Here is a 13,534-nt window from a genome sequence, read left to right on the forward strand (position 1 = left end):
GCCAAGGGCCCCGCCTTTCGCTACTGCTTCTTCACCGACTCCAGCAGCTTGCGGAAGGCCTTCTCCGAAGCGGCCACCGTCTTCTCCGGGCCCGTCAGCTTGAAGAAGACGGCGCCCTGGGCGCCCTCGACGATGGCGCCCAGCAGCCGGAAGCCCGGCTTGGGCGTGGAGGGGCCCATCATCGGCCCGCCGCCCGTGTACGTGCCCTTTACGTCCACCGTGGTCAGCGGCATGCCGTTGACCTTCTCCGCCTTCGACTTCGCCTTGCCCTGCGGGATGGGCTTGCCGTCCGCCGTCTGGAACTGCCCCACCCAGCGCTTCACGTTGGCGTCCACGGCGCCGCCCTGGCCCTGGCCGAAGTAGAAGACGGCCAGCTCCGCGCCCTCCGTGTCCCCCTTCGCCGCGGGAATCTTGTACGTCGCCGCGCGCATCGGCCGGGGCCCCTGCACCGCCCACTCCGCCGGCGCCGTCCACGTCAGGCCACCCGCGTCCTCCGCATGCGCCACCACGGCGACGGCCACCACCAGCACACCCAATAGTCGGTTCATGCCCGGCAGCGTAACCGCCCAGGCCCGACTGCGCAGCGTGTCAACGACCGCCCGTCTCACCCCACCGCACGCGCCATCACAACTGACACGACGCGTCAAGCCCGTTGGCTTCCTGCCAACTCAGGGACGTGGTACGCCACGGACGTTTCCAGTCCAGTCATCCCAACCCAGGACTTGGAGGGGGTTGTACCCATGAGAAAGGTGTTGTTCCTCGGGGCTCTTGCCCTGGGCGCCTCGGCCTGTGCGCCCGATATCGCCCAGGACCCGCCGCGGAGCCCCGAAGACTCCGTCGTCGCGGAGTTCGACCCGACCGCGTCTCCGCCCGTCGTCCCGTCGCCCAACGACCTGGCCATCGTCAACGGCCTGGTCAACGCGCCCATCAACCCGCAGGCGTCGGCGGCGGAGCAGGAGTTCACGCGCGACTACGTGAACACGCTCAATGGCTTCCCCACCACCGTCACCGTGACGACGCGCATCCGGGACCTGGACCCGACCACGGTCAACTCGAACACGGTGAAGCTCATCGACGTGTACGCGGGCACGCCGCTGGCCAAGCCGGCCACGCCGACGGCCATCGCGTACCACCCGGATACGCACCTCATCACCATCATCCCGCCGCTGCCCCAGGGCTGGCCCAAGGGCGGCCGCTACGCGGTGGCCATCCTGGGCGGTGAGAACGGCGTGAAGACGACGGCCGGCAAGCCGGTCATCCCCTCCGCCACGTGGGCCTTCGCCAGCTCCCCCCAGTCGCTGGTCACCTGCGAGGACCTGACGGCGTCCAACTGCCAGACGGCCACCGAGCTCATCCCCTCCGCGGAGACGGACCCCGCCGCGCGCCTGGCGGACCAGACGGCCAGCGCCCTGCAGTTGGAGCAGCTGCGCCGCGGCTACGCCCCCATCCTCAACCTGGTGTCCGAGCAGTTCAGCGTGAAGCGCGAGGACATCGTCCTCCTGTGGACCTTCACCATCATGGACCACCCGGAGGCGACGTTCGACCCCGGCAACAGCGTCATCCCCTTCCCCAATGACCTGCTGCGCGTGCCGGCCACGGAGACGACCCCGGCCCACCTGAACCTGCCCGTGCCCCCCGAGGCGGGCCCCGCGCAGGCGCTCATCGCCGGCCTGAACACCCTGGACGGCTGGTCCACCACCGCGCCCATCGTGTCGGAGAACGGCGCGGCCCGCGGCCCCATCGACACCGGCGCCCTGCTGGACGCCAACACGGTGCGCCTGAAGATTGGCTTCGCGCCGGACGACGAGGGCACCCCGGCGGAGGAGAAGACCACCCTGCGCTTCGTCAAGCTGGGCAACCCCGCCGCAGGCACCAACCCCCAGGTGAAGGTGTGCTTCAACTGCGAGCCCGTCGTGGAGGGCCTGACGCCGGCGCCGAACTCGCCGCAGCAGCTCCAGATCGTCCCGGAGGTCCCGCTGGACGAGGCCACCCAGTACGGCGTGGTGATGCTGCGCGGCATGAAGGACACGCTGGGCCGCACCGTGGCGCCCACCGCCGCCCAGGCGCTGATGCGCATGGAGAACCCGCTGGTGGACGCCAACGGCAAGAGCCAGGTGGCCGCGGTGCCTGACGACCTCGCCGCGCAGCTGGAGCCGGCGCGCCTGGGCATGAAGCCCCTGTTCGACGGCCTGGCGGCCGCGGGCATCGCGCGCAAGGACATCAACCTGGCCTGGGCCTTCACCACCCAGAGCACCCGCTCCATCCTGGAGCGGCTGAACGCCATCCCCGCGCAGTTCAACATCCCGGCCGACCCGGTGTACCTGGTGGACCAGACGACCTCCATCAAGGACGCCATGACGGCCCTGACGCTGGACAACGACGCCGTGGGCCGCGCCTTCATCGGCGCGTACCACTCGCCGTTCCTCCTGGATGACGCGCAGGGCACGCTCAACCGCGCCGCGCCGCGCCTCGACCGCGTCCCGTTCATGCTCTTCACGCCGGCCGACGTGGCGCCGGCGGGCGGCTACCCGGTGGTCATCTACGGCCACGGCCTGACGGGCAACCGCACCAACATCATGACGGTGGCCAACAACTTCAACGCGGCGGGCTACGCCGTGGTGGCCATCGACACGGTGTTCCACGGTGAGCGCGCGAGCTGCGCCGCCATCAGCCCGACGACCCCGTTCGCCCTCGACGAGGACCGCGACGGCGTGCCCGACATCGTCTTCGACTCGGCGGACGAGGCCTGCGACGACGGCGACACCTGCGACGTGACGGTGGGCAGCCCCACCTTCGGCCGCTGCGTGTCGGCCAACCGCCCGGCCTGCGACGTGAGCCCGACGGCCGCGCCGCACGGTGACCTGTTCTGCTCCAGCCAGGGCCTGGGTTACTGCGTGGCCGAGCCCGGCAGCGGGACCGGTCAGTGCGCGGGCGGCGACTTCGCCCGTCCCGGCCCCACCCAGCCGCCGTTCATCTCCGGCGCGGGCTTCCTGAACCTGGTCAACCTGTTCGCCACCCGCGACAACTTCCGCCACCACGTGGTGGACTTCGCCCAGCTCGTGCGCGCGCTGGAGACCGACACCCTCAACGGCCGCCTGGCCGCCGCGGGCGCCGGTTCGCTCAACACCAGCCAGTTCAGCTACGTGGGCCAGAGCCTGGGCGGCATCCAGGGCGTGCTGTCCGCCTCCGTGTCCCCCATGGTGGGCCGCACGGCGCTCAACACCGTGGGCGGTGACCTGGTGGACATCCTCCTGAAGGCCACGGACTCGACCTTCGTGCAGTACCGCGCGGGCTTCTTCAACACCCTGACCAACATCGGCCGCGCCCCGGGCACGCCGGAGTTCTACGAGTTCATCACCCTGGCGCGCACCATCCTGGACCCGGCCTCGCCCCGCAACTACGGCAAGTACCTGGAGAACGCGCCGTCCGCTCCCGCCGAGCGCGAGGCGTTCATCCAGTACATCCAGGGCGACATGGTCATCCCCAACACGGTGACGGAGGACCTCATCCGCGCGGCCAACCACCCGCTGGTCAACGCCTCCACGCCCCGCACGGTGCAGACGTACCTGGCGGACGTGCAGGGCCTGCCGGAGGGCGTGCGTCACGCGTTCTTCGGCATCGTGGACCCGTCGCTGAGCCCCGGCTCGGCGACCAGCCAGTTCCTCCGGTCGGTGCGCAACACCGCCCAGAACCAGGTCATCGAGTTCCTGAACACGGGCACCGCTCCCACCCCGTAACGGCAGCTAGAGAGAGAACGAACGCACATGAAGAAGACACTCTCCCTCATCACGTTGCTCGCCGCCGGGACGACCCAGGCCGCGGGCTTCCAGGTCAACACCCAGAGCGCCCGCTCGTCGGGTATGGCCAACGCGGCCGCCGCGTGGCTGGATGACTCGTCCGCCATCTACTCCAACGCCGCCAACATCCTGGGCGTGGAGAAGCTGGACATCACCGCGGGCGTCACCGGCATCCTGCCCAGCCTGCAATTCACCCCGACGGGTGGCCCGGTGCAGGGGCAGAAGACGACGCTGTCCCCGCCGCCGCACGTGTTCGCCGTGTACAAAATCACGGACTCGCTGGCGGCCGGCGTGGGCTTCTACACGCCGTTCGGCGCGAGCAGCCGGTGGGAAGACGGGTTCGTGGGCCGCTTCCGCGCCCAGGAGTCCGGGCTGTCCATCTACAACATCAACCCCACGGTGGCGTACCAGGTCCACGACCGCTTCCGCGTGGGCGTGGGCCTCAACATCGCCCGCGGCACGCTGGAAATTAAGCGCGCCCTGGGCTTCGTCTCCAGCGAGGGCCAGGTGCACCTGGGCGGCGCGGGCTGGGGCTTCGGCTTCAACGCCGGCGTCCAGGCCGTGGTGGTCCCCAAGCTCGTGACGTTGGGCGTGCAGTACCGCAGCCCCATGAGCATGACGTTCAAGGGCGACGCGGACTTCCAGAACGTGCCGCCGGCCTTCCAGGGCCGCCTGCCGGACACGCGCGTGCAGGGTGACGTCAAGCTGCCGCAGTCCGTGGTGGCGGGCATCGCCGTCACGCCGCTGGAGCGCCTGACGCTGGCCTTCGACGCCAACTGGGTGGGCTGGTCCAGCTTCCCGGAGCTGGCCATCGAGTTCCCGGACAACCCGGCCATCAACAACCCGCTGCCGAAGGACTGGCGCTCGACGTGGAACTTCCACCTGGGCGGTGAGTACGGCATCACCGACGCGCTGCAGGTGCGCGCCGGCGTGCTGTGGGACCCGGCGCCCAGCCCGGATGAGACGCTGACGCCGGACCTGCCGGACGCGAACCGCTTCGGCGTGTCGGCGGGCCTGGGCTACAGCTTCGGCGCGGTGCGCGTCGACGCGGCCTACCAGTTCGTCACGCTGCTCGACAAGGACAGCACGGCGCCGGGCATCCCCGGCGTCTACAACGGCACGGCCCAGGTGTTCGGCCTGACGCTCGGCTACTCCATGTAGTCCTCCGGCGCCGTCCGGACCTCACCGCGCCCGGGTCTCCTCACGGAGGCCCGGGCGTCGTGTTTCCGGCCGCCCGGCGCTTCGCCTCGGACGCGCGGGTCGCCGTCGTGCGGCACCCCGCCGGAGGCCAGCGCCCGCGCGGTGCGCTCCGTGCCCATGCGCCCTGGCCGTCCCCGCTGGCTACGCGCTGAGCGCGCGCACGCGCTCGGCGAGCTTCTGCGTGAAGAGGCGGAGGATGCGCAGCGCGGCCGCCTCGTGCGTATCCAGGTAGTGCTGGAAGTCCACGCGCGCCACCCGCAGCGCCCGCACCGCCGTGCACGCGCGCACCTGCGCGGACGTCTCTCCATCCAGGATGAGGGAGACCTCACCGATGAAGGCCCCCGGCCCCAGCGTGTTGAGCAGCCGGGCGCCAGGCTCCGGCCCCCCGAGCACGTCCACCGTCCCCTCCAGCAGCACCAGCAGCCCCGAGCCGGGCGCGCCCTTCTCCAGCACGGTGGCCCCTTGCGCGAACCGCACCGGCTGCGCCACCTGGTAGAGGTCCTTCATGTCCTGCAGGGACAGCTCGCCGAAGAGGGGAATGGCCTTCAGGTATTCGTAGCCGTCCGGCGGCGGGGGCGCGCCGGCGGGCTCCACCGACGGCCCGCCCTTCAGGTTCAGGTGGCGCAGGAGCCGCGTGTGCTCCGCCTGGAGCGCGACGTCGCCCCGGAGCTCCGGCGCCTGGAGCGCGTCCGCCAGCAGCACCAGCGCCCGCCACGACTCCCCCTGCGCGTCCAGCAGCCCGCTCATCCGCAGCACCGCCTCGCGCCGCGCCACCGCGATGTCCGGGGACACGGCGCGCAGGGCCTCCAGCTCCGCGTGCGGGTTGCCCAGCTCGCGGTACACCGCCGCGGCCTCCAGCGGGCGTCGCAGCCGGGTGAGGCAGCGGGCCATGGCCTCGCGCGCCTGCAATGACTGGTACAGCGACAGCGCCCGCTCCAGCGCGCCGCCGCGCTCGAAGGCCGAGGCCGCCTGGGCCGGCTCGCCCGCGCGCAGCCACGCCTCCGCGGCCAGCAGCAGCGCGCCCGCCTGTTCGTGGAGCTGGGCCACCAGGGCGGCGGAGCCGTCCACCTCCAGCACCCGCGCGGCGCCGGCGAAGTCACGCGCCCGCCGCAGCACCTCCACCAGCGTGGCGCGAGCGGGCGCGGACGCGCGCGAGGACTCCGCCAGCACGGCGTCGCGCTGTGACGCCGCCAGGCCCTCATAGGCGCGGACGGCCACGTCCACCGCCCCCTGCGTCACCGCCTCCCAGAGGGGCCGCGTGCCCGAGCTGGCGGGCAGCCCGTCGCCGTGCCCCGGCTCCACCATGGAACGCGTCATGCCGTGAACTCCCCCCGCGCACCGCCGGCCCACCCCCTGGGCTCGCCACGTGCCGGCTCCGGCGCCGTGCGTAGCAGACCCCACGAGGCGAGGCGAGCGTCCTCGCGAGGCAGGCGACTTCCATTTGAAGACGCCACGCGGAGCCGGGCTCAGTCCACCTTCGTCGGGAACGGGTTGCGCTCGGCGAAGCCGCGCTGGTGCCAGTACGGGTAGGTGGGCGTCACCGCGCTGGCCGCGTCGAGCCGGGCCACCTGCTCCGGCGTGAGGCTCCAGCCCACGGCGCCCAGGTTCTGCCGGAGCTGCTCCTCGTTGCGCGCGCCAATGACGAGGGTGGACACGGAGGGGCGCTGGAGCAGCCAGTTGAGGGCGACCTGCGGCACCGTCTTCCCCGTCTCCGCGGCGACGACATCCAGCGCGTCCACCACGCGGTAGAGGTACTCCTCGGAGAGCGGCGGCGCGCCCTGCCTGTTGAGCGCCGCCTGCATGCGCGAGCCCTCGGGCGGGGGCTGCCCGCGGCGATACTTGCCCGTCAGCCGCGCCCAGCCCAGGGGGCTCCACACCACGGTGCCCACCTGCTGGTCCAGGGCCAGGGGCATCAGCTCCCACTCGAACTCCCGGCTCACCAGCGAGTAGTACGCCTGGTGCGCCACGTGCCGCGCCAGCCCGTACTTCTCCGAGGTGGCGAGCGACTTCATCAGGTGCCAGCCGGAGAAGTTCGACGCGCCGATGTAGCGAAGCTTCCCGGCGCGCACGAGGTCGTCGAGCGCCCGCAGGGTTTCTTCGACAGGGGTGAGCGCGTCGAAGCCATGAAGCTGGTAGAGGTCGATGTAGTCGGTGCCCAGCCGCTTCAGGCTGGCCTCCACCGCGCGGGTGATGTGGAAGCGCGACGAGCCCACGTCATTCGGCCCGTCTCCATTGCGGAAGCTCCCCTTCGTGGAGATGAGGACCTTCTCGCGGCGGCCGGCGATGGCCTTGCCCAGAATCTCCTCCGCCGCGCCGCCCGAGTAGATGTCCGCGCTGTCGAACATGTTCAGCCCGGCCTCCAGGCTGATGTCCACCAGGCGCGTGGCCTCCGGGACGCCGCTGTTGCCCCACACCTTGAAGAAGTCCCCCTGGCCTCCAAACGTCCCCGTCCCGAGCGTCAACACCGGGACCTTGAGGCCAGAGCCCCCCAACTGTCGGTATTCCATGGTCATAGCGGGGCATCCAGCTAACGAGCAGGCGCCAGGCGCTCAACGGGAATGCGCGCCCCGGCGCCATTTGCCCCCGCTATGCTCCCGCGGGGCGCACGTTAACGTGGGGGCCGGCACGTTCCCTCGGAGTCCTCTGGATGAAGTCGCGCAGCCCCGGTGCCTGGAGCACCGCCGCGTTCCTCCTGGCCCTGTCGCCGGGAGCGCCGGCCCATGCCCACGCGGGCCTCCCGGAGACGTCCAACGTCACCCTCCGCCGGGGCCACCCCGAGGACTTCTTCTCCGGGACGACCTTCGGCGCGGTCATCTCCCGCGACAGCGGCAAGACGTGGCGCTGGGTGTGTCCGGATGCCATGGGGTACGGCGGCTGGCGCCCGGAGGCCTACGTGTGGCGGGAGACGGGCGACATCCTCGCCGCCACGGGCAGCGCCCTGCTGCACTCCCCGGATGCGGGCTGCACCTGGCGCACCCACCCCTTCTTCAAGGCGACCTGGGTGACGGGCCTGGCGGCCCACCCCACCGACGACCGCGTCTTCCACGCCGTCACCGGGCGGCCCGGCCTCGCCAACGGCGTGTACCGCTCCGATGACGGAGGGGAGACGTGGACCGCCACGCCGCTGCTGCGCACGGGGCTGGAGCTGAACGCGGTGCGCGTGTCCCCGGTGGACCCGCGCCGCCTCTACGTGTCGGGCGTCTCCGACAACGCGCTGGTGGTGCTGCGCAGCGACGACGCGGGCGAGACCTGGCAGGAGTTCCCCCACGCGCTGCCGGAGCTGCTGCGGCCCTACGCGCTGACGGTGGTGGCGGTGGACCCCGTCGACGTGGACGGGGTGTGGGTGCGCGTGTCCGCCCAGGGCTACACGCACCTGCTGCGCAGCGAGGACGGCGGCCGCACGCTGACGCAGGTGACGGTGCTGGACGACACCTTCATCAACATGGACCTGTCCTCCGACGGCGGCACCGCCTGGGTGGGCACCCTCAATTACTTCTTCATGGGCGCCAGCACCGGCCCGCTGGAGAGGCAGCCCTTGCCCACCGGCAACGCGTGCGTGCTGCGCGACGGCGAGACACTCTACGGCTGCGGCTCCACCTGGCTGCATGACTGGGCCCTGGCGCGCAGCACGGACCAGGGCCGCACCTGGGAGCACATCTTCGCGCTGTACGAAATCCAGGGCACGCAGCTCTGCCCTCGCGGCACGCCCGTGCGGGACCTCTGCCCGGCCCGCTGGCCGCAGCTCGCCGAGCAGCTCGGCGCCCCGCTCTACCCGGATGGCGGCGTGGAGGAGCCACCGCGGCCGGACGCGGGCACGCCCGACGCGGGAGGCCCGGACACCGGCGCGCCCGACGCGGGCACCTCGGACGCGGGGGGCGCTCCCGGGGAGCCTCCCGCCGGGCCGAAGTCCGGTGGCTGCGCCGCCGCCGCGGGCCCCGCCCTGCCCCTGCTGTTGCTGCTGTCTTCCCTCCTACCGAGGCGCCGTGGGCCACGGCGTCCGCACCCATAGGCCCCTGATGACCCTCGCGACCCGAAGAAGCCCGTGGGCGCCCTGCGCGGCCGCGCTGCTGGCGCTGGGCACCGCCGCCTGCGACGGCGGCGATGAACCCACGCCGGATGTCTGCGGCGAGCCCCTGTACAGCGGCGACGCCACCGACGAGGCCTGGCGCACCTTCGTCGACGCGCGGAGCCGGGCCACCGACAGCTCGCAGGCGGTGACGCTGGAGTCTCCCGCGCCGGGGCAGACGTACGCGCCGGACGCGGCGCCGCCCACGTGGCGGTGGACCTCGCCGCTGGCGTCGCGGGTTCCATCGCAGGCGCCCGGGAGGCACGACCGGCCGCGCGAGGCGCCGCGCACCCTGCTGGCGTGGCTGGGCAACCTCCTACTGCCGTCCGCACAGGCGCACCTGCCGCCCGTCACCGGGGATTTCCACTGGGTGCAGGTCACCGTGCCCGGACGGCAGTGTCCGGTGGAGTTGCTGACGTCGGACATGCACTGGCAGCTCGACGCGGCGACGTGGGGCACGCTCCGCGCCGCCGCGGGCCAGGACCTCCGCGTCCAGGTGACCAGCGCCTACCTGGTACAGAACCGGTTGCGTGAAGGCCCGTACCGCCTGGAGTCGCCGCGCACCATCCGCCTGGAGGGCGCGCGATGAACCGGACACCGTGGTGGCTGCTGGCGTTGCTGATGGCCGGCTGTGACGAGAACACAGCGCGGGTGGTGGGCGTGGCGCCACCCGACGGGCTCGACTTCGCGCACGAGGAGCCCTGGGTGGAAGGAACCGTCGTTCCACCGCCGGGCCCGGGCGGGCGCATCCTGGTCACCAACAGCCTGGATGACACGCTCAGCCTCGTGGAGCTGGACACCGTGGGCACGCCGGCCTTCCGCGAGCTGGCGCGCGTGCCGGTGGGCCTCAACCCGATGGAGCTGGAGGGGCCGCACCACACCGCCGTGGCCCCCGCGGGTGACTTCTATTACGTCGGCATCTCCAACTACGTGCCCGGCGGTGGCTCGGGGCCGCACGGTGCCCACGGCACGGGCGCGGATGACGGCTACTGCCTGAAGCTGGACGCGCGCGACAACCGGCTCGTGGGCTCGGTGCGCGTGAATCCCAACCCGGGCGACGTCATCGTCAGCGCGGATGGGAACACGCTGTACCAGACGCACTTCGACACGCTGAAGATTTCGGAGATGGCGCGCCAGGGCCGGCCCGAGTCCGACATGAACGCGAACCTGGCCATCCTCGACGCGCGCACCATGACTCGGAAGGCCATGGTGGAGGTGTGCCCCGCGCCGCACGCGGTGCGCCTGTCGGCGGACGAGCGCACGGCGTACATCGCCTGCTGGTCGGATGAAGTGGCCATCGTGGACCTCGCGGAGGCGGGCACGCCGGTGGCGCGGGTGAAGGTGGCGGCGGGCGCGGGCGGCGCGGTGGCGCCCCGGCACCAGCCCTACGCGCTGACGCTGTCCCCCACCACCGGCGAGGTCTGGGTCAGCTCCATGGCCAGCCGGCAGGTGCAGGTGCTCAATCCCCAGACGCGCGCCATGGTGCCCGAGCGCGCCGTGTCCCTCCTGCACGGGCCGCCGATGTTCGGCGCCTTCACCGCGGACGGCCGCACGCTGTACATGCCCTACCAGTTGGTGGACGCGGTGGCCGTCATCGACCCGGAGACGGGCACCGTGCTGCGCGAGGTGCCGCTGGCGGACGCCGGCTGCCTCAACGTGCACCAAATCACGCTGACACCCGACGAGCGCATCGGCCTGGTCGTCTGCGAGGGCGACCACGTGGGGCCGGGCACGTTGCACGCGGTGGACCTGGAGGAAGGCACGGTGGTGGGCACGGTGGAGGTGGGCATCTTCCCGGATTCGGTGAGCATCCTGCGGGGGCAGCCATGAAGCGCGCGGGGTGGTGTGTGGTGGCCCTGGCCGTGGGGCTGGCTGGCTGTGACGACGGCAGCGATGGCCGCGTGCCCGCGGCGGAGTATGGCGAGGTGCTGTTCAACGACTCGCGGCTGTCGGAGAGCAGCTTCAACAGCTTCTCGTGCGCGACGTGCCATTCGACGACGCCCACGCCGCCCTCGGGGCGGATGGACTCCGGCTACACGCTGTATGACGCCGCGTTCCGGGAGAGCTGGTGGGGCGGCTTCGAGACGCGCCTGCTGGACGCGGTGAACTTCTGCTACGTCAACTTCATGCGGGGCGTGACGCCGCTGCCGAAGGACTCGCCGCAGAGCCGGGCGCTGTATGAGTACCTGGTGAGCATCAGCCCGAGCCCGTCCGCGCCGGCCCGGCCCTTCACGGTGGTGAAGGACGTCGTCGACGTCACGCGCGGTGACGTGGCGCGCGGACAGCAGGTCTACGCCGAGGCGTGCCAGAGCTGCCACGGCGCGCCCCACACCGGCGAGGGGCGGCTGACCGAGCTGGCGTCGATTCTCCCGGAGGTGACGGACGACTACGACACGCTCTTCCCCGGTGTGCCCAAGTCGCTGGTCGTCATCGAGAAGGTGCGCCACGGCCAGTTCTTCGGCGTGGGCGGCAACATGCCGCTGTACAGCCTGGAGGCCCTGTCCGACGAGGACCTGGGCGCGCTGCTCGCGTTCATGGGTTTGTGACACGGACCGGCGTGTTCCGGTGGAGCCCACGCGCCACCGGACGTATACCTCGCCCGCGGGCACACACGTGGGAGCGAGCATGGGGTTCTGGGGCAGGCTTTTCGGGAGGAAGACTTCAACGGCCGCCGAGGTTCCTCCCGGCCCCTCCAGCACCTGGGCGGTGGAGCCGCGCGAGGCGCTGATGCGGCAGGTGGAGGCGCTGCTGCGCGCCGACCCGGCGGTGGAGCAGGTGGAGCGGCGCACGCAGGACTACGGGCTGGACATCACCCGCGCTGGCAGCAAGGGCACCTTCTTCCTGGACAACCTCTACGCGGACACGCGGGAGCTGCCGCCCGAGGAGCGCGTGCAGCTCATCCAGCGTTACCTGCGCGCGCTGTGGCAGGAGTCGCCGGATACGCTGCCCTGGGAGCAGGCGCGTGAGCTGCTGCTGCCCGTGCTGCGTGCGTCCACCTTCGGCATGTCGCTGATGAAGAAGGCGGAGGCGGACCGGGAGATGGTGGGCCGGCGGACGCTGCCCTTCCTGCGCGAGCTGCTGGTGCTGGACCTGCCGGAGTCCGCCATGTTCGTCCAGCGCCGGCACCTGGAGACGTGGGGCGTCAGCGAGGACGACGCCTTCACGGCGGCCCACGCGAACCTGGCCCGGCTGCCGGACGAGGGCGTGGAGCTGTACGACGAGGAGCACGGCCCGCTGTGGACGGTGGAGACGCGAGACACCTACGAGACGTCCCGGCTGCTGCGCCCCGGCTTCCTCGCGTCCTTCGCGGGGCGCGTGGAGGGCCGACCCGTGGCCATCCTCCCGGAGCGCTCCACGCTGCTCATCGGCGGTGACGCGCGTCCGGAGTTGGTGGCGCGCCTGAGCGAGAGCGCGGAGCGGGAGTACGCGGCGGCGTCGCGGTGCCTGACGCCCGCGCTGTACACGGTGGATGACGCGGGGCGGGTGGTGCCCTACGTGCATCCCGGGCAGGACGCGCTGGCGCACCGGGTGCGGCTGGCGCATGTGCGGCTGGCCCTGGCGGAGTACAACTCCCAGAAGGAGGCGCTCGACGCGCTCCACCAGGAGCAGGAGCTGGACCTGTTCGTCGCCAGCTACAGCGCCACGGCGCGCAAGCGGGACGAGTTCCCCATCTCCTGGTGTGTCTGGTCGCATGACGTGGACGCCCTGCTGCCCGAGGCGGACATGGTCGCCGTGAGCCCCGAGGCGGGCGGCGAGGACTTCTTCACGGTGCCCTGGCGGGAGGTGCGGCGCATCGCGGGGAGTTGTCTGACGCAGGTGCCGGAGCTGTGGCCGCCGCGCTACCGCACCACGGCGAAGCCGACCCCGGAGGTGGTGGAGCAGCTCCGCGCCGCCCAGGTCACCTTCGAGGACTTCCAGGAGCCCTGAGACGGGAGGACGCAACGATGCTCGCCTGCCTGGATGTGGACTACCGCCCCGAGCTCACCGTGGCGGCGTGCGTGCTGTTCCGGGGCTGGGCGGATGGGGCGGAGGCCTCGCACCTGGTGGAGCGCGGGCCTCCGGCCGAGCCCTACGAGCCGGGGCAGTTCTACCGCCGCGAGCTGCCGCACCTGCTCCGGGTGCTGGCGCGGGTGGAGGTGCCGCTGGAGGCCGTCATCGTGGATGGCTATGCGTGGCTGGGTGAGGACCGGCCCGGGCTGGGCGCGCGCCTGTACGATGCGCTGAACCGGGAGGTGCCCGTCATCGGCGTGGCGAAGACGGCCTATGTGACGACGGGGCCCTCGGTGCCGGTGCTGCGGGGGAAGAGCCTGCGGCCGTTGTTCGTGAGTGGGGCGGGCATCGACTCGGCGGTGGCGGCGGAGCACATCCGGCGGATGCATGGCGCGTCGCGCACGCCCACGATGCTGAACCGGGTGGACCGGCTCTGCCGGGAGTCCTGAAGTCCCGACCCGGGCGGCGGCGGCGATAAACC

The 13,534-nt window shown here is 72.0% G+C and carries 12 protein-coding genes; 8 read left to right on the plus strand and 4 right to left on the minus strand.

The annotated features are described in order from the left end of the window. Positions 1-20: 20 nt before the first annotated feature. The gene (locus MYMAC_RS34010) at positions 21-548 is read right to left on the minus strand and encodes a hypothetical protein (RefSeq protein ID WP_239989186.1); all 528 of its coding nucleotides are present in this window, start codon (positions 546-548) and stop codon (positions 21-23) included. 192 nt (positions 549-740) lie between these two features. Between MYMAC_RS34010 and MYMAC_RS34015 the strand changes: the two genes are divergently transcribed. Together MYMAC_RS34015 and MYMAC_RS34020 are read left to right on the plus strand one after the other, a co-directional pair. Continuing rightward, positions 741-3,737 (plus strand): hypothetical protein, encoded by a 2,997-nt coding sequence (locus tag MYMAC_RS34015; protein WP_095961082.1) that lies wholly within the window; start codon positions 741-743, stop codon positions 3,735-3,737. A gap of 27 nt (positions 3,738-3,764) precedes the next feature. Further along, a complete protein-coding gene (locus MYMAC_RS34020; protein ID WP_013937309.1) occupies positions 3,765-4,958 on the plus strand; it encodes an OmpP1/FadL family transporter in 1,194 nt (397 codons plus the stop codon). Here MYMAC_RS34020 and MYMAC_RS37065 read toward each other — a convergent pair. From MYMAC_RS37065 to MYMAC_RS34030, 3 genes are all read right to left on the minus strand, one after another. Beyond that, positions 4,946-5,116: a hypothetical protein gene (locus MYMAC_RS37065; RefSeq protein ID WP_157770489.1), complete on the minus strand. Its 171-nt coding sequence runs from the start codon at positions 5,114-5,116 to the stop codon at positions 4,946-4,948. The genes MYMAC_RS34020 and MYMAC_RS37065 overlap by 13 nt on opposite strands. A 22-nt stretch (positions 5,117-5,138) precedes the next feature. Further along, positions 5,139-6,314 carry a cyclic nucleotide-binding domain-containing protein gene (locus MYMAC_RS34025; protein WP_204817189.1) on the minus strand — a complete coding sequence of 392 codons (1,176 nt, stop codon included), beginning with the start codon at positions 6,312-6,314 and terminating at the stop codon, positions 5,139-5,141. A gap of 149 nt (positions 6,315-6,463) precedes the next feature. Then, on the minus strand, positions 6,464-7,504 hold the full coding sequence (locus tag MYMAC_RS34030; protein WP_095961784.1) for an aldo/keto reductase: 1,041 nt from the start codon (positions 7,502-7,504) through the stop codon (positions 6,464-6,466). 140 nt (positions 7,505-7,644) lie between these two features. Between MYMAC_RS34030 and MYMAC_RS34035 the strand changes: the two genes are divergently transcribed. The 6 genes from MYMAC_RS34035 to MYMAC_RS34060 all read left to right on the plus strand — a co-directional run bounded on the left by MYMAC_RS34035 (position 7,645) and on the right by MYMAC_RS34060 (position 13,502). Next, positions 7,645-9,006, plus strand: coding sequence for a WD40/YVTN/BNR-like repeat-containing protein (locus tag MYMAC_RS34035; RefSeq protein WP_095961083.1), 1,362 nt, complete (start codon positions 7,645-7,647; stop codon positions 9,004-9,006). Between the two features lie 7 nt (positions 9,007-9,013). Next, on the plus strand, positions 9,014-9,652 hold the full coding sequence (locus MYMAC_RS34040; RefSeq protein ID WP_170114792.1) for a hypothetical protein: 639 nt from the start codon (positions 9,014-9,016) through the stop codon (positions 9,650-9,652). Further along, entirely contained in the window at positions 9,649-10,893 is a 1,245-nt protein-coding gene (locus MYMAC_RS34045) for a YncE family protein (protein ID WP_095961085.1), read from the plus strand. Before MYMAC_RS34040 ends, MYMAC_RS34045 begins: the two co-directional genes overlap by 4 nt. Then, entirely contained in the window at positions 10,890-11,609 is a 720-nt protein-coding gene (locus tag MYMAC_RS34050) for a c-type cytochrome (RefSeq protein WP_095961086.1), read from the plus strand. The genes MYMAC_RS34045 and MYMAC_RS34050 overlap by 4 nt, the downstream gene beginning before the upstream one ends. Positions 11,610-11,688: 79 nt before the next feature. Next, positions 11,689-12,990, plus strand: a complete 1,302-nt coding sequence (locus MYMAC_RS34055) for a DUF1444 family protein (protein WP_239989187.1) — start codon at positions 11,689-11,691, stop codon at positions 12,988-12,990. A 17-nt stretch (positions 12,991-13,007) separates the two neighbouring features. Beyond that, positions 13,008-13,502 (plus strand): endonuclease V, encoded by a 495-nt coding sequence (locus MYMAC_RS34060; RefSeq protein ID WP_095961087.1) that lies wholly within the window; start codon positions 13,008-13,010, stop codon positions 13,500-13,502. Positions 13,503-13,534: the final 32 nt, after the last annotated feature.

The sequence above is a fragment of the Corallococcus macrosporus DSM 14697 genome (assembly GCF_002305895.1).
GTDB classification, from domain to species: domain Bacteria; phylum Myxococcota; class Myxococcia; order Myxococcales; family Myxococcaceae; genus Myxococcus; species Myxococcus macrosporus.

Excerpts from the sequence above, each read along its gene's own strand:
- MYMAC_RS34010 (WP_239989186.1), bottom strand. The coding sequence starts at position 548 with ATGAACCGACTATTGGGTGTGCTGGTGGTGGCCGTCGCCGTGGTGGCG.
- MYMAC_RS34015 (WP_095961082.1), top strand. The coding sequence starts at position 741 with ATGAGAAAGGTGTTGTTCCTCGGGGCTCTTGCCCTGGGCGCCTCGGCC.
- MYMAC_RS34020 (WP_013937309.1), top strand. The coding sequence starts at position 3,765 with ATGAAGAAGACACTCTCCCTCATCACGTTGCTCGCCGCCGGGACGACC.
- MYMAC_RS37065 (WP_157770489.1), bottom strand. The coding sequence starts at position 5,116 with ATGGGCACGGAGCGCACCGCGCGGGCGCTGGCCTCCGGCGGGGTGCCG.
- MYMAC_RS34025 (WP_204817189.1), bottom strand. The coding sequence starts at position 6,314 with ATGACGCGTTCCATGGTGGAGCCGGGGCACGGCGACGGGCTGCCCGCC.
- MYMAC_RS34030 (WP_095961784.1), bottom strand. The coding sequence starts at position 7,504 with ATGGAATACCGACAGTTGGGGGGCTCTGGCCTCAAGGTCCCGGTGTTG.
- MYMAC_RS34035 (WP_095961083.1), top strand. The coding sequence starts at position 7,645 with ATGAAGTCGCGCAGCCCCGGTGCCTGGAGCACCGCCGCGTTCCTCCTG.
- MYMAC_RS34040 (WP_170114792.1), top strand. The coding sequence starts at position 9,014 with ATGACCCTCGCGACCCGAAGAAGCCCGTGGGCGCCCTGCGCGGCCGCG.
- MYMAC_RS34045 (WP_095961085.1), top strand. The coding sequence starts at position 9,649 with ATGAACCGGACACCGTGGTGGCTGCTGGCGTTGCTGATGGCCGGCTGT.
- MYMAC_RS34050 (WP_095961086.1), top strand. The coding sequence starts at position 10,890 with ATGAAGCGCGCGGGGTGGTGTGTGGTGGCCCTGGCCGTGGGGCTGGCT.
- MYMAC_RS34055 (WP_239989187.1), top strand. The coding sequence starts at position 11,689 with ATGGGGTTCTGGGGCAGGCTTTTCGGGAGGAAGACTTCAACGGCCGCC.
- MYMAC_RS34060 (WP_095961087.1), top strand. The coding sequence starts at position 13,008 with ATGCTCGCCTGCCTGGATGTGGACTACCGCCCCGAGCTCACCGTGGCG.